This is a genomic window from Ectopseudomonas toyotomiensis, from assembly GCF_017167985.1.
Classification (GTDB): domain Bacteria; phylum Pseudomonadota; class Gammaproteobacteria; order Pseudomonadales; family Pseudomonadaceae; genus Aquipseudomonas; species Aquipseudomonas toyotomiensis.
Map to the genome: position 1 here is coordinate 4,851,381 of NZ_CP070505.1, position 22,553 is coordinate 4,873,933.

Sequence of the window (22,553 nt, forward strand, 5' to 3'; positions counted from 1 at the left end):
AGACGAATAACCGTTCGAGCTAATTGCCCCAAGGGAACGACCATGCCAGACGACAAACGCCAGCAACTACGCAATAAGTTGCTGGCCGGCGCCGAATCCAAGCCAGCAAAGCCCGCCAATCAGCGATATTTCGCTAGCCTGCGTGAACGTGTACGGCACTCCAGGCAGTCACCTGCCCACTGGAATTGAAACGAGCGGTTGGCTGATTAGCACCTGGCGCCGAGAGATGAGCGACAAGCCAGAAAACAAAAAGCCCTGAAAGCTTGTAGCTTTCAGGGCTTTAGGTATTGCGAAAGTGGCGGTGAAGAAGAGATTCGAACCCGTTTCGACAGCGTGTCATTCCGTGCCAAACCCGCTCAATACGGGCTTTGCGCTAACCTCACCGTCTCGATTCGTCGCTATCAGGCTCTATGATTTCGACACTTTTTCGACACATGAGCCGTGTGGTCAGCTTACGCAGCTGAGCTTTTCTACCTGCGCAAATGCCTCTGACTCGATCACAGGCAGCGAATGAGGCGACTCCACTCGTTCTTTCAGCTTGCTAGAAAACTCCATGGCGGACCGCTGATCCCTGAAACACAGGGTCAACGAACCTGCACTGACGACCCACTGCTCAGACTCTCTGCCATCAGATTTTTCAATCGAAATATCCATGCTGCCTCCATCACACAATGGTCTAGGTTGCAAAAATCTGGCAAAAAAAAGACCAACCATACGGTTGGCCTTGCCTAAGAAGTATGAGCTGCACCAACTTGCATGGAGTGCACTCACACTCTCGCTCTACCGCATTGCAGATTCATGACAATAGCCAGTTTTTTTCCAGTGTCCATCCGTCCGCTCGCTGATTCGTTGCAATATTTTAGAAACATTCGCTCAGTACCTTGCAGGCCGTCTAAACCGAGGGTTTCACCTTGATTCGCAATGTACGCAAGACGTTGGATTCCATCGCAACCAACAACGAAGACGCCGCTTTCACCCTGATGCGAGCTGCTGAGAACACCCGAGACGAGGTGCTACGCCAGCACATGCTTCGACTGATTCACCGCTTGAACCAAGACGCCGTAGACCTCCGCATTCTTCGCGATGAGGTATTCGACCCATCCGCCAAGCGCGCCCTATCAGTCAACATTTAGTGACCCTTTGCCCATCCCTCCCCCTCTCGCTGAAACACCTGCATTCTGTGATGATATCGACGCCTCTACTGGCGATGACTCTTACAGGATGTGGTCCATGCCGCTTGTCGATCAGATGCTTTCTCAAGTGCTCGTTCTGCAGGTCAACCTTTACGCCTGCAAGGCTCGTCTAGAGGCTGATAGCGACCCCGAAGCACTACATGACCTGCGCATAGCGGTGCGCCGTATTCGCAGCCTTCTCCATCCTCTAAGACGGCATCCGGCTGTTGTACCGCTTCGCCATGCAGCATCAGAGGTTGGCCAGATCACCACACCCGTCCGTGACCTTGAGGTTCTTGCTGCCGAGCTCGGCCGACGTGGTCTTACTGCATGCTGTAGCGCTCGCCTGGCAGGGCTTCGTTCGCGTTACAGAGACATACTCGCCTCCCCCGAGCTTGAACGTCTTTTCACGCGTCTTGATCTATGGCCTGACGAATTTCGTGCGGCTCAGCGAGAAGGCGACTTCGACAACCTTGCAATCAGGATCGTCAACCAGATCACCAAGCAGTCTCGACAGCTTATGTCTGCGCTTGGCAACACCAACCACGACCCGCACGAACTAAGGTTGCTCGCCAAACGTCTTCGCTACTGCGCTGAGGCCTTCCCAAGACTGTCACCGCTGCCTTCCGCCACCTTTCAGGCACTCAAACAGATGCAGTCCGTACTGGGCGATTGGCATGACCGCTATCAGTGGTGCTTGCGCGCCAACCAAGAAGAAGACCTTCAAGGCCTGGTCCCTGTCTGGGAAGAAGAGTCCGTCCAACTGCTGGCTGAATCCGAATTGATTGCAGCTCAACTGTCGTCACTGCTCCGTCCGGAGAAGAAAGACTCCGCCCCCCTGGGATAGTCTCGGCTTCAATTTCGGGCCTCTGCTCCCATCATTCCATCGTGTAAGCCAACGGGTGTAGACTTTGGCAAAATTTGGCAAGAGGCATGCCCAATGAGCACCATGAACATCTCCCTGCCGGACGCTCTCAAGAGCTTTGTCGATGAACAGGTGAGCCAGCGCGGTTACGGCACCAGCAGCGAATACGTCCGCGAACTGATTCGCAAGGATCAAGACCGCCAACATCTGCGTGGCCTGCTGCTTGCTGGTGCTGCATCCGCTCCCGCTGCCCCTGCCGATGCTGATTACTTCGAATCGCTCCGTGCCCGCGTGCGGAACGCTCAAGGATGAAGCAAAAGCCCATCATCCCGCGTGAGCTTGCAAACAGAGACGTAGACAACGCCATTGCCTACTACCTCGAAGAACAAGCCGAGAAAGCAGCATTAGGCTTTGTTGACGCCCTGGAGCGAGCCTATAAGCAGATCAGCAGCCACCCTGCTTCCGGCTCCGCTCGCTACGCCCATGAACTGGATCTGCCCGGCCTACGTTCTTGGCCGCTTCAACGCTACCCGTATCTTGTTTTCTATGTCGAGCAAGAGAGCCATATTGATGTTTGGCGGGTGCTGCACGAAATGAAAGACCTGCCCAAGTGGCTTAGCACCTCAGAAGAGAGCTAGTCGGCATAGTAAATCCAGCTTTGCCACTATTATCGGGTCACCACCATGTTAAGAAGAACGAAGCAGCCCACCAGACCTATCTCGTTGAGCCTATTTCATGCCCAGTCCGTTCGAACCTTCAGCCGCTATCAGTCATAAGCCCGCTACTACCTCTCTCGCGGCCAGCGCATTATTGCTATTGCTTGCAGCTATCACAGTTTACCTACTTTGGGGTGACGTCAATTATTTGCTCGCAACCCAAAAAGGAACACTCACTAAAGCCGGCAGCGTTTCGTTCCTACATCATTTATATCTGTCAGTGATACCGTTTGAAATAGCTTGCTTCAGGCTAGCCACCAGCGCACTAATTTTAGCCTTCATTATTTTTTCGTTAAGAAACCACCAAGTATTTTCAACCCACACACTGCCTGTATACCTATACGGCATCGCGCAACTTACGTTCTATATCTTGGCAATGACGGCAATACTTGGGATTCTAAATCAGGTCTCAGGCAACAAACTATTTGACGCGATCTATTGGTCTGGCCCAACAGCAACTTCTCTAGCCAAATCCATACTGGTTATTCTCGCAATGCATTTGATTCCGCCAGCAGCCTTCCTGATCACTTGCTATGCAGCAAGAGCCAGAATCATTAAACAAGCCAAAACCTGAAGCAGCCCCTACCCCATAGGGTTAAAGCTGCTCGCCGCAGAGCAATAGCGCGTTTTCATGCGATCACTGCTTGTCTTGCGGTCACTGTCATATCGTGCACGCCAGGTTCTGCACTGTTCGTGAAAGTGCTGCTTGGCGGCTTTGCGGCATTCGCGGTAGTCGATTGATCCGCGCCGGTGATTGGCGCAAACGCTGGTGCCGTCGATGTAGTTGTTCACCGATAGCCATTCCGCCAGGTAGTTCGTGCCACCGTTCCAGCTCTTGATCCATCTGGCTGTACGCTCGCGGCTTACCTGTTGGGCTTGGCGTTGCTGCGTCTGCTGAGGTGCCTGGGCTATGCGGTGGGTTGCTGGCGGTGTATAGGTGCTGGCCGGCTGTTTGGGTGTGTAGTTGTTGTCATTGAAGACATTCTGCGCACTGGCAACCGCCCTCGCCTTTTCTTCCTCTGTCCACTCCATCGAAGCGTATGGCTGAGGCTGATTGGCCGACTGGTGTGCAACCCGTTGCGCGGGTGGATCAAGGGGAATGGATGGCAGCCTTACAGGCTCTTCCGGCTCGCTATAGGGCTGTGGCGCCGCTTGCTGGCTGAACAGGGGCTTGCCGTCTACATGGATCGCCTGCTTGAGCTGATCCACATTGATCACGATTGGCTTGGCAAACAACGCGATCACGCCCCAGGTAATCGCGGAACCCACGCCCAGGATGGCCACCATTCGCCATGGCCCGGGCTTTTTCTTGCTTCGTAGATAGTCTGGTGCGTCGTCCCAGTCGGATTTCACAACAACCTCCTTGTTTAATGGCTCCTATGTAAAAAAAATAGAACTAGATACTTATTTCAAAGTATGCCGCAATAGGATCAATCACAACCTCTCCTTCATCCTTCCCTGATATCGACATTTCGACATTTGCCAAGTGCTCAACCACATTAACCAATGCACCCTTCATATTTCCAAACTCAGTTGCTTCCAAAGTCACTTCAGTTGGTGAAAATGCTTGCGAGACAATTCCGATCACTACAATCTCTTGCTCGGTCTTTCGCGAATATTTCTTCACCAGCAAATCTTCACTCTCTCGAAGAAACTCTCTCTTGAGGCAAGAGGTGAATGTTAACTCACCGCCGTACTGATGTATTTCAAACTGGTCCGAAAAGCCATATTTAGTTAGCCTTAGCATACTTTCGATAAACTTTGGATCTTGATACAGGCCGCGATCTTTTGCTATCTTTGCAACGTTAGTTATTTTTTTCTGCTCAGCCTCTAGGCGAGCTTTCTTTTCTCTATCATTACCCGCAGCCTCTTTGAGTGCGGCCAATTCACTTTTAATCTCTTCCATTTCAGCATGAAGAGTCACAGTCACCAAGTCCTGGCCAAACTCATTAAATGAAGCGAGCATTTCGTTTATCTTATTAATATCATTGAAGATCGCTTTAGCTCTAACCCTTACAAAAGAATTGACCCGAATCTTATCCTTTAACTCTTCCAGTCCAATATAAGGTTTTTCAATTTCCAGAATAAGACCTCTATCACTAAGAGCCTTCTCGAAAACCGTAAAAGAATAATCATTCAATACTTTTCTTTCGACCGACTTGCTACTGGTCTTTATTGCATCTGCAATTACTCGACCACTGCCCACAGGGCCTTTCTGCTCCTCGGTCTCTTCTTTTTCACCGCCACTTTCATTGACAATATAATCAGTAACTCCTTCCAGCATCTGAGAGGACAGGGAGTACATTTTAGGGGCGTCGAGATATATAAAATTCTTAATCATTTGCTTCTCTTCCTTGCAATATAATCTTTGTAGTACCTTGATCTTGTATCAGCATATGACCATCCCGCCACCAGCAGACCAGCCACTCCCACAAGCAAACTTAGAGCAACAATCAAATTCTCCATTCTACACCTCTGCTGGCGAGAGCTTTGAAATGCGATCAAACACGGAAAAACTTATCAGAAGGGAAATGACAGCAAGACTTACCGCACAAGAAACTATTACGCCTTCCTCAATAAGCCCTGGAACTCCCTGCTGCAGCATGGACATAGCAAACAGCACACTATACATAGCAATAAAAGCAATAGAAATTCCGTTCTGAGCGGTCTTCCACGACCGTTCACCTTGGAAGTGCTCAATCTCATTAATATTAGATATATGCAACACTAAACCAAATGCAATGAAATCTGTTGCTGAAAACGCACTTATTGTTCCGTCCTTCGTGACACCCCATATTAAAAGTCTTGACATTATGGGTATCAGTCCCACAAGCACGGTATAGATCAGCCATTTTATTTTTTTTCCTTCAACTGTCATCAATCATACCTCCAAGCTCGGGCGTACCACTTCTTAGCCACTTCCGTTGTAATCGCTATCCCGCGTTTTGATTGTGCAAGTTTGAATTGGCCTGATCGTATTCGGGGCTTGTTTGTCCTGCCTCTGGCGCTACCTCACCGCTGACTACCCACAATGCATATTGAGGAAAGAGCTTAACGATAGCTTCGATCTCCTCAGCCTTGATTTCGCGCTTTCTGGCGGTGTTCTTCAGGTTGTTCCAGGTGTAGCGACTGATGCCAGTGCGCTCCTCCAGCTCAGGAAGCCGAATCCCCGAGCTTTTCAAAATAGTTATAACGCGCTCTTTAATCATAGCCACTTGATCTATAGTTGATATATCCAATATGGATCAACAATGGCATTATCCGTTTCGACATGATCCATTTTGGATAACGCAATGCTGAATAACTGGCATTGACACGAATAGTGACGGAACGAGCATGGAACTGGAAGAGCTGGAACCTTCGAAGCTGATAGGCCCGCAACAGGACGTGGAAACCGTCGAGTCCTGGGCCGACCGTAACGGCCTTACCTACGGCGTAGCACGCGCCTGGGCAATGAGAGGCGTTCTCCCCACCGTAAAGCTAGGCAAGCGCCGCATGGTCAATAGCGCCCTGCTCCGCTCCTGGCTGCTCGAACAGGAGTGGACGGCATGAATCCTCCTTTCTATACGCAAGCCGCCTTCGCCTCCCTGGCCGGTGTTCCCGTCGAACAGGTCGCGCACTGGATCAGAACTGGCGCCGTCGACAGCGCGAAGCTCGGCAAAACCCGCGTGGTGCTGTTTACGGGGGTGAACCAATGAGCCGTTCCTACATTGTCGAGACCTGCACCCTCCACGGATCCACCAAGCAACGCCGTTGGCACCGCGTCCACACCGGCCCGAATAAGGCTGAGTGTGCTGCCTATATAGAGCGCGTAATCGCTGACCTGCCGTCCGGCCCTGGTCGTCACTGGGGACTCACCCAGGAACGCGCCCGCGACTTCTACCGCGTCCGTGGTGTGAGGGCTACCGCATGAGCCGCACTGACCCGCAATTCAAGCTACGCATGCCACCCGCCCTTCGCGCTCAGGTAGAGCAAGCCGCCGAACAGGCGAACCGCTCCCTGAACGCCGAAATCGTCACCCGCCTGCAAGCCAGCTTCGCGCAGGTAAAGCCCGAGGTGTCGGCCAATGAAAAGCCTGAGCCAGTACCTGCGCCAACCCCACGCCGACAACTGCGACTGCTCTGTGTGCTGGGTAAACCGAAACTGGGTACCGCCCAAAGCGCCTACCTGCCGATCCACACCATGCACCGAGTGCCGCCCCGCGCAATGGTCAAAGGTAAATGGTCGAACCCACGTTACGCCGGCCTATACCTGCGAGAAACACAAGCCGTCGAACCGACCGCCGAAGTACTGGAGCGTTGTGAGCGACACCGGCAAACCAACGCCCTTCGTGCCCCTGCGCGAACCGTTCGAACTGGTGGGGTGATCGCATGATCGTTCTCGATACGCCTTCTATCGTCATGCTCGGCCTAGTGCTCATTAACTGCATCGGGGTCGCTTACTGGTTTGGCCGCATGGACGGTGCCCGCCCTGCAGACCCGCGCCTAGCCAACACCCAGGCGGAAACACGCGGCTTCTTAAAAGGCCTGACCGCCGCGCTCGTTGCTATGTCGGTCAAGGGCCGCGCTCCCGGCTTGTCCGAACACGCTCCACCGTTCGGACAAACGGAGGCACGGGCGGAGCGAACCCTTGAACGCCCACCACCCTAAATAGCCTCCGCTCGTGAGTGTGGGGCAGCTCCACCGCCCCGCGCTCCCGAGCCCTCGGCGGCAAGAGTGGGATGACAAGGGCAAAGCCCTTGGTGTTATCCAGATTAATGATCAAAAGTTAATTATCGACAAAGTTGAAAGTTTCATTGCGTCACTATTCGGCTCAATAAGTTTTAACCAATGATATTTATGCAAGAGTGATTTTTTAGCTTTTCAGTAGCGTATAAATAGGTACACAAACCCGTTGCAAGCCGCGTAATTCACTGGCAGTGAAGAACTACAGCAAGTTCCTCTGCCTGGGCTAACTCGGCCCGCAAAAAGGTAAATCGCGCAATAACGCGCAACTTAAACGAGGAAACACAACATGGCACGCACCACTATGGAATTGGCATTCATCAGCGCTGAGCGCGTTCAGTTCGACAACGTAAAACTCGTCAAACTGTTCTTCGGTGACGAACCCGATGGCGAAAAAGACCTCGGCGTTTCGCTCATGTCGATGCAAGTCACTGAAGACGCCCTCGACGAAGTGTGGGCGGCCTGCCAGGGCTTCGATGTACTGGAGACCATCCGCGTTACTGCCGAAATCGAACGCGGCTCCAAGAACGCCGGCAAGTTCATCGTCCTGCACGTCGAGTCGGCCAAGCCCACTCAGGCCGCCAAACCTGCTGCCCCGCAAGGCACCCAACAACAGCCCAAGCCGACCGGCGCCCAGCCGGACGCGGCCAAGGCCTGACCGGAGGGCGCCGCCGTGCTGATCGTTGATCGCGTGACGTGTGATTGCTGCGGGCAGCCCATGGGCCAGCTCTACAACCAGTCCGCCCCCCAGCCCGACCTGCTGCCCGATCTGAACAAGGCGCCCGCCCTCGTGATTTGCCCCGACTGCATCGCCATGGCTGAGGTCGTTCTTGACCCCAGCCAGGCCGAGTAAGGGGGCGCCATGGATTTCATCGTGTGCGATGGCGTATGGGAAAGCTCAGGGCAAACCCCGGTTTGCAACGGCACCCTCTCGACCGTCTCGCTCGGTGAGATAAGCCCATCCGGGCTAACCGCTGAAGACCATGCACAGATCCGCGAACAAGCCCTGGTGCTGTTCGCCATTGTCTTCGGCGCTCTCGTGCTGAAAAAGGCACTCAACCTGTAGGAGACACACCCATGCAAAACCTGAAAGTCCTGCGCCGCTCGCTCGGTGCCACCGCCGCTGTTGGCGTTCTCGCCATGCAGCAAGCCCACGCCGCCCTGCCGACTGGCGTAACCGATGCCCTGGACGCCGCCAAGCTCGATGGCGTCGAGGTCGCGGGCATCGTCCTCGGCGTGATCATCGCGATCGCTGCCTTCAAGTTCATCCGCCGCGCGCTGTAAGGCGCTGCACCCCAAACAGCCCGGTAACGCGTTATCGGGCTTTTTCACATCAGGATTCAACCATGTCCTTGGATGCCAACATGCTGACCACCATCATCATCGTTATGGCGTTCTGGGCTCTGTTCTTTGGGCGGGTGTGAACATGGCTCAAGCGCTCTTTCGTCCGTCTATCCATGCGCTGCTGGTGCTCATTGCTCTAACCCTCTCCACCACTGCGAATGCAGCCACCACCATTACCTACTACTACGGCCAGCAAGGCGACTGGATCACCTCCCGCCAAAAGAACAGCGATTCCGCCTGTATGGCAATCCTGTCTGAAGGCCCTGGCGGTGGTACCACCTATAAACACGTTGCCGCATTGTCTGGCTCTGGCGGTGGAGCCTGTATCGGAGATACGGCCACCGGCACCCGTGCTCAGTACGGCTCCTGGGTTAAAGCGACTGCCACCTGTGAACACGGCTCTGCCGATGGCCTGACCTGTAATCCGCCGCCAGAGCCCAGCGCCTGCGAGAGCAAAGCAGGCAGCAGCTTTGCCTTCATGACCAGCCCACCAGAGGGCCAGCTAAGCCTGCCCGGTGAGTACATTTGCGACAGCGGCTGCCGTGCCACCTGGAACAGTGGTTCGAATGGCGGTTGCGCCAACAACGATCAAGGTGTCCGGGCGTGCTTTGGGATTGGCACCTATACCGGCGGTGACTGCCAGACAGGCGACATCCCGACCGGCACCGGCACCCCGCCGCCTGATCCGACAGATCCCACCACGCCGACAGATCCGACCGACCCGACTGATCCAACTGATCCGGTCGACCCCACTGATCCCTCCAACAACTGCGGCCCTGGCTATAGCTGGTCGGGCACGACCTGTGTACCCACCAACCCCACCGACCCAAGCAACCCCGGCGGTGATGGTGGTGATGGCGACAACACCGGCGGCGGTAATAACGGTGGCGGCGGCAACGTGGGCGGCATTGGGGGTGGCGATGGTGACGGTAACGGCGATGGCTCAGGTAGTGGCGACGGAAACGGCAACGGCTCTGGTAACGGCAATGGCGAGGGAGATGGCGAGGAGGACAACGAAGAAGGCAACGCCTCCGTCTCGGGCGAAAGCTGCACCGCCGAACTCGTCTGCGAAGGCGACGTGATCCAGTGCGCCATCCTGCGCAAGAACAAAGAGCAAGTCTGCCAGTGGAAGTACGACAGCGAAGCTCAGGCACAAGTCGAGTCCACCCTGAGCGGTCCCGAGTACCAGCTAGAAGAGCATGACATTGCCGTCAGCGGCCTTTTCAACGAAGCCCTCAACCGAGGGCGCTGGCTGCCGCAGTCCTGCCCAGCGCCGCAAACCTTCAGCGTTATGGGGCGCAGCTACTCGCTTAGCTGGGAACCCGCTTGCCGCTTTGCCCTGGCCATCGGGCCGCTGATTGTCGCCCTGGCCTCCATCTTCTTCGCCGTCACCATCGCTCGCGGAATCAAGGGGTCTTGATATGCCACTACTGCTACCACTGCTCGCCACCTTCCTCGGCTCCATCGTCTCCGGCCTGGTCTTCCGGGCGTTGGCTTCTCTGGGCTTTGCCTATATCGCCTATGTCGGTATCGGCCAACTGATCGACACCGTCGACGGCTATATCAAAGGCCTCTTCAGCGCGATCCCGGCACCGGTTGCCGCCATCCTTGGCATGGCCAAGATCGATGTGGCCATCAATATCATCATCGCCGCCGTCATCGCTCGCCTGATGCTGGCCGGTATGGACCGTATCACCGGCACCATCACCGGCCTTGCCCTGCTCAACAAGGCGGGTGGCTGATGTTCGTCCTGCGCACGGGTCTGCAGGGCAACGGCAAGACCCTCAACACCATCAAGGAAGTAGACGCCAAAGCCGCGAAAGAAGGCCGTCCGGTCTACTACCACAACATCCGCGGCTTCGATCCCAATGCCGAAGTGCTGGAAGCGGTTTGGCAGGAATTCGACGAGCCGCAGAAATGGCACGAGCTGCCACAGAACGCCATCATCGTCATCGACGAAGCGCAAACCTTCTTCCGCGTTCGGCCTGCCGGCTCTGCCGTCCCCGCCTACGCCAGCGCCCTGGAAACCATGCGCCACCGCGGCCATGAACTGCACTGCATCACCCAGAACCCTGGCCTGCTCGACACCCACTTCCGCAAGTTGTGTAACTCCCACATCCACTACGTGCGCGGCCACAAGGGCAAGATCATCAAGCGCTGGGAATTCGAGCGCGTAAACATGGACGTCGAGAAGAAGAACGACTTCAGCGACGGCCAGGCCACCCGCGTCCTGCTCGATAAGAAGTACTTCGGCGTGTACCAATCCGTCGCTGAAGGCTCTGAACATCACATGAAGTTCAAGCCGCCTCGTGCACTGTTCGTCCTGATCATCTGCGTCCTGGGCATCGGCTACTTCGGCTATGGGATCTATGAGCGGCGCATTGCACCGCCGAAGCCGGCCCCCGAGCAGGCAGCAGACGCGCGCGCAGCCACACCAGCAGGAACCCCCGTCACCCAGCAACCGCCCCTGGAAGGCCCCGAGCCGCTATCGACAGAAGATTACGTATCCCTGCGGGTGCCGCGTATTCCAGACGTCCCCAGCTCGGCGCCCATCTACGACGAAATCACCCGGCCCGTGACCTATCCGCAGCTCTCCTGCCTGTACACCGCCGATCCCGACCTGCTGGCCAGGAACCACAAGCGCTTCACCCTCGGCCATCTGGATAACAAGGTCTACGGCTGCCGCTGCAACACCCAACAAGGCACCCGAGCGGTGGTGTCCTTCGAAGCCTGCATGGCCTACGTCAACGAAGGCGCCTTTGATCCGGCCAAGCCTGATCGGCTGGCACTGGAAGGCCAATTTCAGCAGCCAGCCACGGCACAACCCCAGTTGCAACCCGCCTCCAGCCTGAACGGCTACGGCTCCGTTGGCGGCGTTCACAACCTCAAGGGGCGATTCCAATGATTGCCTGCCGCAAGGCCTATCAGCCGGCTCAGCAGATGCGTAAAGCCATGCGCGGCGGCGTGGTTGCGCGTGAGGCACGAGCGCGCGTGTGCGCCGTCGCGCGGGCGCTGACGTCCCTGTAGCACGTCAGATAAACCAAGGTTAAACGTGTCGATTCGGCACTATTTGGAGCATTAGAAAATGGCAGTTAAAGACCAACTCCGCGTAGATCGTGAGTTCAAGAAAACCCCGACCGGTAGGCTGTTTTTCGACAGCATGACTGCTCGGATAACTGACCTTTCCAACGTCCGAATCCTGGCCTGCAGCGTCGATACCGTCCGCCAGTTGTATCGCGGCCTGATCCGTCCTGAAATCATGTGCCTGTTCGACAAGCCCGGGACCATCGTCGATTTCGCTGGCCAGCGTTGGCACTCGGGCCGTGTCAGCAAGGATTCCGGCTACCAGTACAAGCTCCAGAACGCTGACCTGGGCATCATCCTGCTGGTGAAGAACTTCAACGCCAAGCTGGAGAACATCGGCCCTCACCTGAAAATCGAAGTGTCACCCCATGCCATCGACACCTTCTCGCCCGAACGCCTGCAAGAGCGCCTGGACTACTACGCCAGCCACATCCTGACCAACGTCGAGCGCAACCAATGCGCCGTCCACCTCGCGCTAGACTTGCAGGGATGGCAACCGCCTGCCGATCTGGTCGCTCGCATGCACTGCCGCGCACGTGCTGCCCGTGACATTTCCGGCATCAAGGAAATCCAGTGGACGCTGGAGTCTGCCACCTACGGCAAAGGCCAGTCCTACCTGTTCGGCTCCGCTGGAGGCGTCCAGCTCGGTATTTACAACAAGACCGAACAGGCCCGCTCCATCGACAAGCTCGACTATTGGGAAAACGTCTGGAAGCGTCGCGACAGCTTCGACGAAGCCGACCCTGATAACTACAACCCGGAACAGGACGTGTGGCGCGTAGAGCTACGCTATCACCACTCGGTTATCCAGCAATTCGCCTCTGGCTCGTTCGATCTGCAGACCAGCCAGATCATCGAAACCAACAGCTACGCAGCATTCGCACCGCACCTAGACGGCCTGTGGCGCTATGGCCTGCGTCAATTCAAGCTGCTGGCTCGTCCTGGCTACTTCGAACCCATCTGGACGCTGATCCGTGAGGACGTGCGCGTCGATCTGCCGGTGGATTCCCTGGTGGACGAAACCGAGTACAAGCGCCAATACAAGACCTCGCGGGGCTTCTCAGGCAAGAACGTCGAGTTATTCCTGGGAAACTTCGTCAGCCTGCTGGCACGGGAGCGAGTGGGCGCTAGAAAGGCTTTCTATCGGCTCAAGGATTGGGAGTGCTGGCCGGTGATCCGCGACCACTATGCCGCCAAAGGCATGGATGAAGACGGGCTGTATAAGCACATCAAAGGCATCCTGGAAGAACGGCATGTGCGTTGGGGGCGTGCTGTCTGATGGCTATTGAGCAACAGCCTGACGGTCGCTGGAAAGTAGACGTGGAACCCATCAAGGGCCGGCGTTTCCGCAAGACCTTCAAGACCAAGGGTGAAGCCCAGCGCTTTGAAGCGACCTGCAGGGCCAATTGCATCGACTCGCCAGCCTGGACGCCCAAGCCGAAAGATCGTCGCCGCCTCTCCGAGCTCTGCACCAGGTATCACGAGTTGCACGGCCACGCCCTAGCTGATGGTGCCGCGATACTCCGCACCCTGCAGAATCTAGCCAAGGATCTAGGCGACCCGATAGCGGTCAACCTTACCGGCAACGCCTTCTGCGAAACACGAAGCGAACTGCTCAAGGCTGGCATTCAAGGCAAGACGCTAAACAACCGACTCGGCTACCTGAAAGCCCTGTTCAACGAGCTGCACCGCCTGGGCGATATCGACTACCCGAACCCGTTGGCCAAGGTCCGCCCGCTACGCCTGCAGGAGCGCCCTATTTCGTTCCTCTCGACCTGCCAGATAGCTGAGCTGCTCGATGCCCTGGATGACCGCACGACCAGCCCAGGTATTGGCCTGATCGCTCGCGTCTGTCTGAGTACGGGTGCCAGGTGGGGAGAAGCCCAGGCCCTGACACCTGAGCGAGTGCGAAACGGCATGGTGACCTTTGCCAACACCAAGTCGAAGCGGACCCGGTCGATTCCTATCGATAGCGCATTAGAGAAGGCATTACACGTCTACTTCAAGCGGCACGGTCTGTTCACCAACTGCATGCTGACCTTTAGCCGTGTACTGGAGAAGACCTCGATCAAGCTCCCGGCCGGCCAGGCTACGCATGTACTCCGGCACACCTTCGCCAGTCACTTCGTCATGCGGGGCGGGAACATCCTGACGCTACAGAAAATCCTGGGACATACTTCGCTGGCAATGACCATGCGCTATGCACACTTGTCGCCAGACCATCTGCAGGATGCTCTAACGCTCAATCCCTTAGTTTAATGCAGGCAAGGCGTATGAGACCTTTTCGCCGGCCTCTTTCACATAGCCTCTCTGACGCAGCGTCCTGTAAATCACCTCGATCTCTCCCAAGGCATGATCTTTACCGACCTTCGCGTGAATGGTGCTTTTCAAAGTCTTAATTGTTCGCGGCCTTGAGGATTTTCGAGCCACTAGGTCCGCCACCACCAGACTGATTACGTCATCCTTACGCACGGTCACAGTCTTTTTCTCTGGCGACTTAGCTGGTGCCGATACCGTTTGAGTAGGTGTAGGTGCAATCTGCTTAAAACAAGGCATTTGCTCTATAGATTCTGACCGGACCACCGTCACGCCTCTTGACTTCAGGTGCTTGATCAGTGGATCGAAGCCTTTGTCTTTGGAGATGATGTGGTAGTAGCCGGCAGGGTCTTCAGCCGACAAAACGCCTAGGTAGTAGGTAATGTGGAAGTCTAGGGCGTTCGCTCCGGGTGTATCCATCTGGATGTACTCGGCTCGGTCATGCAGCTGATGAATTGCGGTCACCAGTTCTGTCGGTAACTTTGTGTTATTCGGTCCTAGAAACACACGCAGCTTGAAGTGGTCTGGTTGCAGCAGGCGTAATGACGTTACCTGGACGTTCTCGTAGTCGATGAAGACGTAATTGACACGCACCTGATGCCTCCTGCTTCCTTGGAGATTGCATTCTGGAGCAAGTCAGGACCGATCTGGAAGACGGAACGCTGGCATTTCGACACTTTTTCGACACCTGCCGAAAGCCAGAAAGCAAAAAGCCCCGAAAACTTGTTAGCTTTCAGGGCTTTAGGTATTGCGAAAGTGGCGGTGAAGAAGAGATTCGAACTCTTGATACGGTTTCCCGTATACACACTTTCCAGGCGTGCTCCTTCAACCACTCGGACACTTCACCGGATCTCGACGTTTTGGCGTTTACCCCGTCGAGGCGCGCTAATGTAGTCGAATGTTTTCTCGATGGCAATTTTTTTTTAAAGGATTCATGCGCTTAAGAGCGAAGCGGGTTTTCGTCGCGCTCCTCACAGGGCTGCTCGTCGAAGCGAATGTGGCCGAACAGCAGAAAACCCAGGGACATGGACAGGCCCAAGCCAAATAGCATCAGCACGCCGGATGGGCTGCGCAGGTAGAGGGTTTCGCTGAGCACGACCGATGCCAGCAGCAGGCCGATCATGGCAAGCATATAAAGGATGGAGTAGAGGATGTTCATGGGGCAGCTCCTTCGGTTCGCTGCGCACCTTAAAGGCCTGGCTTTGCGTTCGACCAATTGCCATCCGGCATCGCCGCGATAGGCAAAAACACTGACCAGCCAGTCAGCCGCGGCGCTTTACCAGAACGCTTCGGCTGAGTACCTTCTGCCCACATTCGCCCCCAAGGCTCTAACAAGGAATACCGCCATGAGCGACCTGATCAGCTATCAACTCGAAGACGGCATCGCCACCCTCACCCTGAGCAATGGCAAGGTCAATGCCATCTCGCCTGACGTGATCGCTGCGTTCAATGCCGCCCTCGACCGCGCCGAGCAGGATCGCGCCATCGTCGTCATCACTGGCCAGCCGGGGATTCTTTCTGGCGGCTATGACCTGAAGGTGATGACCTCGGGCCCGCAGAATGCAATCAACCTAGTGGCTGCTGGCTCCACGCTGGCGCGACGCATGCTCGCTCACCCCTACCCGATCATCGTCGCCTGCCCGGGTCATGCCGTGGCCAAGGGTGCGTTCATCCTGCTGTCAGCCGATTACCGTATCGGCGTGGAAGGTCCGTTCAACATCGGCCTGAACGAAGTGCAGATCGGCATGACCATGCACCATGTCGGCATCGAGCTGGCCCGTGATCGTCTGCGCAAGTCGGCCTTCCATCGTTCGGTGATCAATGGCGAGATGTTTGACCCGGCTGGCGCGGTAGAGGCCGGCTTCCTGGACAAGGTGGTGCCGGCCGAGCAATTGCTGGCTACCACTCAGGCGGTGGCGCAGCAGATGAAGAAGATCAACATGACCGCGCACAAGAACACCAAGCTGAAGGTGCGCAAGGCGCTGCTGGAAACACTCGATGCCGCCATCGAGCTGGACAAGCAGCACCTAGTGTAAGCGCGATTTCGGGCCACGCGGTGGCCCATATGAAAAGCGCCGCTTCCGTTGAGGTCGCGGCGCTTTTTCTTTACGCGTCTCGCCAATTAACCCGCCGGCGAATGCCGGTGCGCACGGCGCACCCTACGGATCAGCCGGAATAATCCAGGGCCGTCCAGGCTCGGCTCAGGCCTTGCGCGAGCACGCAGCCGGGCTTGCTCAGTTGCTCGTTGAAGGCGGCCGGCAACAGCGTGGTTTCACCCTCTGCAGCGCCATGACGCTCGGTCAGCCACTGCAGCTTGCCGCAGTTGGGCGTTTCGATCACGTAACTGGCGGCAATGTTGGAGTGGTGGCTGGGCAGTCGAATCACGTCGAGCACTATGCCCGCCTCCTCGACGCGCTGGCCATCGGAAACCAGCACGGCCCAGGCCTGCTCGCCCTCGATCACCAGGTAGGCACCGTTGGCCTGTGGTCGATCAATCTGCGGTTGCGCGCAGCCGCCCAGCAGGGCCAATAGCACAATCGTCATCAGCATCTGTTGCATTGCCAATACCCCCTTGCAAGGCGCCCACCTTCAGGCAGTGGACGGGTTGTTGTCGCCTAAGTGAGGCCAATATCACTCAATACTGTTTATTTGTACAGTATTTTTCGATTAGGCTATATCGCAGGTAAATGATCGATTGCACAGGAGCGCCATCATGCTGGACGTACTGCAGCTAAAACACCGAGTGAACCGCATGCCGCTGGAGCGAGTACGCGAGATGGTCGAGGAACTGCAGCTCGAGGGCATCGTCACCGAGAGCCGCACCCCTTTCAATCGTCAGCACTTCAATACCTGCTTCGCCGAGATCGAGGCGTTGCTGCAGCGCGCCGGCTACCATCGGCAACTGGATGTGGTCGGCTATCAGGGGCTGGCCTATGCGCTGTTCGATCCGGCTCGCTGGGAAGCCGTCGAAGTGCTGCGCTGGCTGCGCGACTTCGTCGAGGAGGCACGCGTTCAGCCTGCTTCCTGAGCCTGCGCTGCGAACCAAAAAGGCTCAGCGGCGCCTGTCCATGCACGGCATTGGCTCAGAAGCATGTGGGGTGAGCCGAGTTTGCGCTCGCTCCACACACTTCAAAATAGTCTCAGAACACTGCTGCAACTAATTGATTCCAAACAGTTAACCGCTGGTCAGTCGGCACCCGGCCCGTACCTGTCATGGCGCTGCTCGGCCGCAGTGAACGAAAGCTGGCAAGCCCTTTGCTAAGTCCCTGTCAACCATCCTGCGTAGCACGCCAACGGCGGCGGGCCGAGGATCACGGACAACGGCGTCCGTCAGGTCACCTCCCTCTCATTTGAGGCGGCCTGGCGTACGCCGTTTTTGTTTATGCGCCTGACAAGGATTAGACCCATGACCGATCGTGATTCGAACAAGCCCCTGGCCACCAGCCGCCGTAACTTCCTCAAGCAATCCATCGCCCTGGCCGGCGCCGTGAGCGGCATCGCCGCACTCGGCCTGTCCGCCCCCGCTTCGCTGCGCAGTGCAGCCTGGGCCGCCGGCTCCGACGCACCGGAGAAGGCCGCGCTGACGGTCGGCTTCATTCCCCTAACCGATTGCGCCTCGGTGGTGGTAGCCGCTACTCAGGGTTTCGGCGAGAAATATGGCCTGACCATCAACCCAAGCAAGGAAGCCTCCTGGGCCGGCGTGCGCGACAAGCTCAACACTGGCGAACTGGATGCGGCCCACGTGCTCTACGGCATGATGTACGGTGCCCAACTCGGTCTCGCCGGCCCGCAGAAGGACATGGCAGTGCTGATGGGCCTGAACCAGAACGGCCAGGGCATCACCCTTTCCAAACAGTTGCGCGACGCTGGTGTGACTAACGGCGCGCAACTGGCCGAACACGTGAAGAAAGGCGGTAACCCGCTGACCTTCGCCCAGACCTTCCCCACCGGCACACATGCCATGTGGCTGTATTACTGGCTCGGCAGCCTGGGCATCAACCCCATGAGCGACGTGAAGACCATCGTCGTGCCGCCGCCGCAGATGGTTGCCAACATGCGTGTCGGCAACATGGATGGGTTCTGCGTCGGCGAGCCCTGGGGCGCGCGGGCGATCTTCGACAAGATCGGCTTCACCGCCACCACCACGCAGCAGATCTGGCCGGACCACCCGGAGAAGGTACTGGGCACCACTCGCGCCTTCATCGAGCAGTATCCCAACGCGGCGCGCGCGCTGATCATGGCGATTCTCGAGGCCAGCCGTTTCATCGAAGCCAGCGAGGAGAACCGCAAGAGTACCGCCAAGCTGATTTCCGGCAAGGCCTACGTCAACGCGCCGGTGCAGGTGATCGAGCCGCGCTTTCTCGCCCAGTACGAGGACGGCCTCGGCAACAGCTGGAAGGACGAACACGCCATGGCCTTCTGCAAGGACGGCAGCGTCAACTTCCCCTATCACTCCGACGGCATGTGGTTCCTCACCCAGTTCAAGCGCTGGGGCCTGCTCAAGGATGCGCCGGATTACGCCGCCGTGGCCGCGCAGATCAACCAGACCGTGCTCTACGCCGAGGCTGCCAGCGCCCTCAAGCTGACGGTGCCGAGCAGCCCGCTGCGCAGCAGCACATTGATCGACGGCGTGGTTTGGGACGGCAGCAATCCGGCCGCCTACGCCGACTCCTTCGCCATCAAAGCCTGATCGGAGGTGACCATGAATGCGCCCCTGAAAACACCACTGCCGCCAATCGCCAAGCCGCGTCTCTCTGTGCAGGCCTTGCTGCCAAGCGCCACTGCACTGGGCGGCCTGCTCAAGGCCGGCATCGCCCCGCTGCTGGGCATCATCGCCTTCATCGGCTTCTGGTCGCTGCTGGCGCAGTACAGCGAGGGCCTGCCCGGCCCCTTGAGCACCTGGCAAGCCGCCCTGGTACTGTTCGCTGATCCCTTCTACGACAACGGCCCCAACGACATGGGCATCGGCTGGAACATCCTCAACTCGCTCGGCCGCGTCGGGGTCGGCTTCGGCCTGGCGGCGCTGGTGGGCATTCCCCTGGGGTTCGCCATCGGCCGCTTCGCCTTTCTCGCCGGCATGCTCGCGCCGATCATCAGCCTGCTGCGTCCGGTTTCGCCGCTGGCCTGGCTGCCGATCGGTCTCCTGGTGTTCGAGGCGGCTGGCCCGGCGTCGATCTGGGTGATCTTCATCAGCTCGATCTGGCCGATCATCCTCAACACTGCAGCCGGTGTGGCCAGCGTGCCGCAGGATTACCTCAACGTGGCCCGCGTGCTCAAGCTGTCTGAATTCAAGGTACTGACGCGCATCCTCTTCCCCGCCGTGCTGCCGCACCTGATGACCGGCATCCGCCTAGCCATCGGCGTGGCCTGGCTGGTGATCGTCGCCGCGGAGATGCTTACCGGCGGCATCGGCCTGGGCTTCTGGGTGTGGGACGAATGGAACAACCTCAACGTCGAGCACATTCTCATCGCCATCATCATCGTCGGCCTGGTCGGCCTGGCGCTGGAACAGATGCTGCTGTTGATCGCCAAGCGCTTTGACTACGCGAGTTAACAAAGACTTTCAGGAGTAGACCACAAGTCTTTGTTTTACAAGACAAGTTATCCGAATTAAATCCGGATCAACATGACAACGATTCCCCGGTCGCATCCGGGGACCGGGAGAACTCCGATGGACAAATTCGTGGAGCTGACCGCTGTCAGCAAGCACTTCGACACCAAGAAAGGCCGCTTCCAGGCACTGGCAGACGTCAACCTGAGCATCGCCCGCGGCGAGTTCGTGGCGCTGATCGGCCACTCCGGCTGCGGCAAATCGACGGTACTCAACCTGATCGCCGGCCTGCTCGACGCCAACGAGGGCGGGCTGATCTGCAACGGTCGCGAGATCGACGGCCCCGGCCCCGAACGCGCCGTGGTGTTCCAGAACCACAGCCTGCTGCCCTGGATGACCTGCTTCGGCAACGTCCACCTGGCCGTGGAAAAGGTCTTCGGCGCGCGCGAAAGCAAGGCCCAGCTCAAGGCCCGCACCGAGCAGGCGCTGAACATGGTCGGCCTCAGCCATGCCATGCACAAGCACCCCAACGAGATCTCCGGTGGCATGAAGCAGCGCGTCGGCATCGCCCGCGCCCTGGCCATGGAGCCCAAGGTGCTACTGATGGACGAACCGTTCGGCGCCCTCGATGCCCTGACCCGTGCGCACCTGCAGGACGAGCTGCTGCGCATCGTCGGGCAAACCCAGAGCACCGTGGTGATGGTCACCCATGACGTCGACGAGGCCGTGCTGCTATCCGATCGTATCGTGATGATGACCAACGGCCCGGCCGCCACCGTCGGCGAAATCCTCGCTGTCGACCTGCCGCGCCCGCGCGACCGCCTGGCGCTGGCAAATGACCCGCAGTACCACAGCTACCGTACCGCCGTGCTGGAGTTTCTCTACCAGCGCCAGCAGCGCCCGGCCGCCTAAGCGTCAAAACCGCTCTGGCTCAAGGGCTGGGGCGGCGGAACCTCTGGCCCTTTGCAGGGACGAACAAGGGCCCTCAACCGACAAGCAGAGAACCCCGTGCTCGACCTCACCACCTGGAATCTATCGATTCCCACCGAACCAGCGCCGACCACCATCACCACCGAACGGCTGAATAACGGCTATACAAGCCGTTACTTTCGGCGCAATGCCGACGGCAGCGTGACCTTCTGGGTACCAGTCACCGGCTCGACCACTGCCGACGCCCGCTATCCACGCAGCGAGCTACGCGAAACCCAGCACGACGGCAGACTCGACAACTGGCTCCACGCCAGTTCGGACAGCTATCTCAGCGCTGTGCTGCAGGTCGACCAGGTGCCCAGCCGCAACAAGGTGGTGATCGGCCAGATCCATAGTACCGATGTGCCGGGCAGCCAGAACGACCCGCTGCTCAAGCTGCAATATCACTATCGACGCGGCGTTGGCCGGGTGGAGCTGCTGCTGCGCGCTCGCCCAGGTGACAGCGACGTGCAAAACATCCTGCTGGCCGAGAACATCCAGCTTGGCGAGCGCTTCGGCTACGACCTGCGCGTCACGCCCAGCGGACGCATCGGCATCAGTGTGGCCAGCACGGATGGCGACAATGGCTCGCTCTACCGCCAGTTGAGCAGCAGCTGGAGCAAGCAGTACCTGTACTTCAAGGCGGGCGCGTATATCCAGGACAATTACGGACCGGATAGCGAAGGTGGCCGCGTCACGTTCTATCACCTCAACAGCCTGCACCGCTGAGGAACGCGGCGGTTTACAATCGCCGCTCCCCTCGACGACGGCTCGATCATGGCACGCCTGACCCTCGATTTTCCCGAAGACCAGTATTGCTACAGCACCCACCTGACCGTGCGCGTTACCGACATCAACGGTGCCAACCATCTGGGCAATGACTCGATGATCTCGATGATTTCCGAGGCACGCGCCCGCTTTCTCTTCGAGTTCGGCATCCGCGAAACCGATGGCAGCGGCATCGGTATCATCGTCACCGACCTGGCCACCACCTACCGCGCCGAGGCCCATGCCCGCGACCAGTTGCTGTTCGAGGTCGGTGTGATGGATTTCAACCGATATGGCGGCGACATCACCTTTCGTATCACCCGTCCGGCCGACGGCACCCTGGTGGCCATGGCCAAGTCTGGCTTCGTGTTCTTCGATTATCGTCAGTCGAAGGTGGTGCCAATGCCGGAAGCCTTCAGCGCCAAGTTCCCCAAGGTCAATCGGCTCGACTGACTAAGCGAGTCCAATGCTTCAAGGCTCCGGGCCAACAGGCGTGTGCAAACTTGCACAGTTATTGCTGCTAATAACGTGACACATTGTCATTCGTCTGCTACGCCTAGGTCAGAACAGAAAAAAGGGGGATCGAGGATGACCGACACCTACCGCCGTGCCCGTCAGGCGGGGCTGCTGAGCAATCTGCTGGCAATCGCCCTGCTCACCGCACCGCTACCCACTCACGCAACCAGCGTTGCCCAACTTTCCAGCGTTCAGTCTCAAGCCACTCTCAATACGCAGCGATCGCCCCATTCAGGGGCATAGACGGCGCAAACGCCTCGTTTTACGGCAGTACTGCGCTTATTGAAGGTGCGTAGCGCCTGATCCCAGGGCCTCTGCTCGGTTGGCTCGGCTCTTGCTTATTCCCTCGCACCAGGTAGTCAACGGCGGCCACCTCCCTCACGACAAAGACGTCGCCTCACCTCGCCTTCATGGCCTGTGGTGAAGCGGCGTTTTTTTTCGTGTTCGCCCCAGTGACCGGGGCCGGCGCAGGCATCGCGATCCGAGCCTGCACCGCAATCGCTTAAACCTGCTGTGGCTTTGGCCGCA

At 57.7% G+C, this 22,553-nt stretch carries 33 protein-coding genes and 1 tRNA gene; 25 read left to right on the top strand and 9 right to left on the bottom strand.

All coding sequences use genetic code 11. The annotated features are described in order from the left end of the window. Positions 1–447: 447 nt before the first annotated feature. Positions 448–654, bottom strand: coding sequence for a hypothetical protein (locus JWV26_RS22465; protein ID WP_064496019.1), 207 nt, complete (start codon positions 652–654; stop codon positions 448–450). A 576-nt stretch (positions 655–1,230) separates the two neighbouring features. Here JWV26_RS22465 and JWV26_RS22470 point away from each other — a divergent pair. From JWV26_RS22470 to JWV26_RS22485, 4 genes are all read left to right on the top strand, one after another. After that, a complete protein-coding gene (locus tag JWV26_RS22470; protein ID WP_241201242.1) occupies positions 1,231–2,019 on the top strand; it encodes a CHAD domain-containing protein in 789 nt (262 codons plus the stop codon). Positions 2,020–2,112: 93 nt separating this feature from the next. Next, on the top strand, positions 2,113–2,349 hold the full coding sequence (locus JWV26_RS22475) for a type II toxin-antitoxin system ParD family antitoxin (RefSeq protein ID WP_119691472.1): 237 nt from the start codon (positions 2,113–2,115) through the stop codon (positions 2,347–2,349). After that, positions 2,346–2,675 carry a type II toxin-antitoxin system RelE/ParE family toxin gene (locus tag JWV26_RS22480; RefSeq protein ID WP_206417854.1) on the top strand — a complete coding sequence of 110 codons (330 nt, stop codon included), beginning with the start codon at positions 2,346–2,348 and terminating at the stop codon, positions 2,673–2,675. Before JWV26_RS22475 ends, JWV26_RS22480 begins: the two co-directional genes overlap by 4 nt. A gap of 97 nt (positions 2,676–2,772) precedes the next feature. Further along, positions 2,773–3,327, top strand: a complete 555-nt coding sequence (locus JWV26_RS22485) for a hypothetical protein (protein WP_206417855.1) — start codon at positions 2,773–2,775, stop codon at positions 3,325–3,327. 8 nt (positions 3,328–3,335) lie between these two features. Here the strand turns inward: JWV26_RS22485 and JWV26_RS22490 are convergent, their stop codons facing one another. The 4 genes from JWV26_RS22490 to JWV26_RS22505 all read right to left on the bottom strand — a co-directional run bounded on the left by JWV26_RS22490 (position 3,336) and on the right by JWV26_RS22505 (position 5,962). Beyond that, positions 3,336–4,106, bottom strand: coding sequence for a hypothetical protein (locus JWV26_RS22490; protein WP_206417856.1), 771 nt, complete (start codon positions 4,104–4,106; stop codon positions 3,336–3,338). 43 nt (positions 4,107–4,149) lie between these two features. Next, positions 4,150–5,094: a DUF6414 family protein gene (locus JWV26_RS22495; protein WP_206417857.1), complete on the bottom strand. Its 945-nt coding sequence runs from the start codon at positions 5,092–5,094 to the stop codon at positions 4,150–4,152. A gap of 126 nt (positions 5,095–5,220) precedes the next feature. After that, positions 5,221–5,631 (bottom strand): hypothetical protein, encoded by a 411-nt coding sequence (locus JWV26_RS22500; protein ID WP_206417858.1) that lies wholly within the window; start codon positions 5,629–5,631, stop codon positions 5,221–5,223. A 55-nt stretch (positions 5,632–5,686) separates the two neighbouring features. Then, the gene (locus tag JWV26_RS22505; protein ID WP_206417859.1) at positions 5,687–5,962 is read right to left on the bottom strand and encodes a helix-turn-helix domain-containing protein; all 276 of its coding nucleotides are present in this window, start codon (positions 5,960–5,962) and stop codon (positions 5,687–5,689) included. Between the two features lie 127 nt (positions 5,963–6,089). Between JWV26_RS22505 and JWV26_RS22510 the strand changes: the two genes are divergently transcribed. The 14 genes from JWV26_RS22510 to JWV26_RS22570 all read left to right on the top strand — a co-directional run bounded on the left by JWV26_RS22510 (position 6,090) and on the right by JWV26_RS22570 (position 14,164). Then, positions 6,090–6,305 carry a DNA-binding protein gene (locus tag JWV26_RS22510; protein ID WP_206417860.1) on the top strand — a complete coding sequence of 72 codons (216 nt, stop codon included), beginning with the start codon at positions 6,090–6,092 and terminating at the stop codon, positions 6,303–6,305. Continuing rightward, positions 6,302–6,451, top strand: coding sequence for a hypothetical protein (locus JWV26_RS22515; RefSeq protein WP_206417861.1), 150 nt, complete (start codon positions 6,302–6,304; stop codon positions 6,449–6,451). The genes JWV26_RS22510 and JWV26_RS22515 overlap by 4 nt, the downstream gene beginning before the upstream one ends. Before the next feature lie 368 nt (positions 6,452–6,819). Then, positions 6,820–7,119, top strand: a complete 300-nt coding sequence (pflM, locus tag JWV26_RS24455; protein ID WP_241201322.1) for a lysogeny maintenance protein PflM — start codon at positions 6,820–6,822, stop codon at positions 7,117–7,119. Between the two features lie 4 nt (positions 7,120–7,123). Then, the gene (locus JWV26_RS22525; RefSeq protein ID WP_206419274.1) at positions 7,124–7,402 is read left to right on the top strand and encodes a hypothetical protein; all 279 of its coding nucleotides are present in this window, start codon (positions 7,124–7,126) and stop codon (positions 7,400–7,402) included. Between the two features lie 364 nt (positions 7,403–7,766). Further along, complete coding sequence (locus JWV26_RS22530; protein ID WP_206417863.1) at positions 7,767–8,135, top strand: hypothetical protein; 369 nt, start codon at positions 7,767–7,769, stop codon at positions 8,133–8,135. A 15-nt stretch (positions 8,136–8,150) separates the two neighbouring features. Further along, complete coding sequence (locus JWV26_RS22535; protein ID WP_206417864.1) at positions 8,151–8,330, top strand: hypothetical protein; 180 nt, start codon at positions 8,151–8,153, stop codon at positions 8,328–8,330. 9 nt (positions 8,331–8,339) lie between these two features. Further along, positions 8,340–8,543, top strand: coding sequence for a hypothetical protein (locus JWV26_RS22540; RefSeq protein WP_150609761.1), 204 nt, complete (start codon positions 8,340–8,342; stop codon positions 8,541–8,543). A gap of 11 nt (positions 8,544–8,554) precedes the next feature. Next, positions 8,555–8,761, top strand: a complete 207-nt coding sequence (locus tag JWV26_RS22545) for a major capsid protein (protein WP_206417865.1) — start codon at positions 8,555–8,557, stop codon at positions 8,759–8,761. A gap of 142 nt (positions 8,762–8,903) precedes the next feature. Beyond that, a complete protein-coding gene (locus JWV26_RS22550) occupies positions 8,904–10,241 on the top strand; it encodes a virulence factor TspB C-terminal domain-related protein (protein WP_206417866.1) in 1,338 nt (445 codons plus the stop codon). 1 nt (position 10,242) lies between these two features. After that, positions 10,243–10,563, top strand: coding sequence for a DUF2523 family protein (locus tag JWV26_RS22555; protein ID WP_206417867.1), 321 nt, complete (start codon positions 10,243–10,245; stop codon positions 10,561–10,563). Continuing rightward, entirely contained in the window at positions 10,563–11,726 is a 1,164-nt protein-coding gene (locus JWV26_RS22560) for a zonular occludens toxin domain-containing protein (protein WP_206417868.1), read from the top strand. Before JWV26_RS22555 ends, JWV26_RS22560 begins: the two co-directional genes overlap by 1 nt. Continuing rightward, positions 11,723–11,848 carry a hypothetical protein gene (locus JWV26_RS24580; RefSeq protein ID WP_277425984.1) on the top strand — a complete coding sequence of 42 codons (126 nt, stop codon included), beginning with the start codon at positions 11,723–11,725 and terminating at the stop codon, positions 11,846–11,848. The genes JWV26_RS22560 and JWV26_RS24580 overlap by 4 nt, the downstream gene beginning before the upstream one ends. Before the next feature lie 58 nt (positions 11,849–11,906). Beyond that, on the top strand, positions 11,907–13,184 hold the full coding sequence (locus JWV26_RS22565) for a hypothetical protein (RefSeq protein ID WP_206417869.1): 1,278 nt from the start codon (positions 11,907–11,909) through the stop codon (positions 13,182–13,184). Beyond that, positions 13,184–14,164, top strand: a complete 981-nt coding sequence (locus JWV26_RS22570) for a phage integrase (RefSeq protein ID WP_206417870.1) — start codon at positions 13,184–13,186, stop codon at positions 14,162–14,164. Before JWV26_RS22565 ends, JWV26_RS22570 begins: the two co-directional genes overlap by 1 nt. Here the strand turns inward: JWV26_RS22570 and JWV26_RS22575 are convergent. The 3 genes from JWV26_RS22575 to JWV26_RS22585 all read right to left on the bottom strand — a co-directional run bounded on the left by JWV26_RS22575 (position 14,156) and on the right by JWV26_RS22585 (position 15,380). Then, positions 14,156–14,815 (bottom strand): PIN domain-containing protein, encoded by a 660-nt coding sequence (locus JWV26_RS22575; RefSeq protein WP_206417871.1) that lies wholly within the window; start codon positions 14,813–14,815, stop codon positions 14,156–14,158. The genes JWV26_RS22570 and JWV26_RS22575 overlap by 9 nt on opposite strands. A 163-nt stretch (positions 14,816–14,978) precedes the next feature. Then, positions 14,979–15,068: transfer RNA gene (locus JWV26_RS22580), tRNA-Ser, on the bottom strand. 93 nt (positions 15,069–15,161) lie between these two features. Further along, a complete protein-coding gene (locus JWV26_RS22585) occupies positions 15,162–15,380 on the bottom strand; it encodes a hypothetical protein (RefSeq protein ID WP_206417872.1) in 219 nt (72 codons plus the stop codon). A 187-nt stretch (positions 15,381–15,567) separates the two neighbouring features. On the opposite strand from JWV26_RS22585, the gene JWV26_RS22590 reads away from it, so the two are divergent. Continuing rightward, positions 15,568–16,257, top strand: coding sequence for a crotonase/enoyl-CoA hydratase family protein (locus JWV26_RS22590; RefSeq protein WP_079783713.1), 690 nt, complete (start codon positions 15,568–15,570; stop codon positions 16,255–16,257). Positions 16,258–16,387: 130 nt separating this feature from the next. On the opposite strand, the gene JWV26_RS22595 is transcribed toward JWV26_RS22590, so the two are convergent. After that, positions 16,388–16,780, bottom strand: a complete 393-nt coding sequence (locus JWV26_RS22595; RefSeq protein WP_074915156.1) for a hypothetical protein — start codon at positions 16,778–16,780, stop codon at positions 16,388–16,390. A 154-nt stretch (positions 16,781–16,934) separates the two neighbouring features. Between JWV26_RS22595 and JWV26_RS22600 the strand changes: the two genes are divergently transcribed. From JWV26_RS22600 to JWV26_RS22625, 6 genes are all read left to right on the top strand, one after another. Continuing rightward, on the top strand, positions 16,935–17,249 hold the full coding sequence (locus tag JWV26_RS22600; protein WP_012018520.1) for a hypothetical protein: 315 nt from the start codon (positions 16,935–16,937) through the stop codon (positions 17,247–17,249). A 378-nt stretch (positions 17,250–17,627) separates the two neighbouring features. Continuing rightward, a complete protein-coding gene (locus JWV26_RS22605; RefSeq protein ID WP_206417873.1) occupies positions 17,628–18,911 on the top strand; it encodes a CmpA/NrtA family ABC transporter substrate-binding protein in 1,284 nt (427 codons plus the stop codon). Between the two features lie 12 nt (positions 18,912–18,923). Further along, positions 18,924–19,775, top strand: a complete 852-nt coding sequence (gene ntrB / locus JWV26_RS22610; protein ID WP_074915160.1) for a nitrate ABC transporter permease — start codon at positions 18,924–18,926, stop codon at positions 19,773–19,775. Between the two features lie 117 nt (positions 19,776–19,892). Further along, positions 19,893–20,684: an ABC transporter ATP-binding protein gene (locus JWV26_RS22615; protein WP_021489010.1), complete on the top strand. Its 792-nt coding sequence runs from the start codon at positions 19,893–19,895 to the stop codon at positions 20,682–20,684. 96 nt (positions 20,685–20,780) lie between these two features. Continuing rightward, positions 20,781–21,470: a polysaccharide lyase family 7 protein gene (locus tag JWV26_RS22620; RefSeq protein WP_074915164.1), complete on the top strand. Its 690-nt coding sequence runs from the start codon at positions 20,781–20,783 to the stop codon at positions 21,468–21,470. Positions 21,471–21,518: 48 nt separating this feature from the next. Continuing rightward, positions 21,519–21,962 carry a thioesterase family protein gene (locus tag JWV26_RS22625; protein WP_206417874.1) on the top strand — a complete coding sequence of 148 codons (444 nt, stop codon included), beginning with the start codon at positions 21,519–21,521 and terminating at the stop codon, positions 21,960–21,962. Positions 21,963–22,553: the final 591 nt, after the last annotated feature.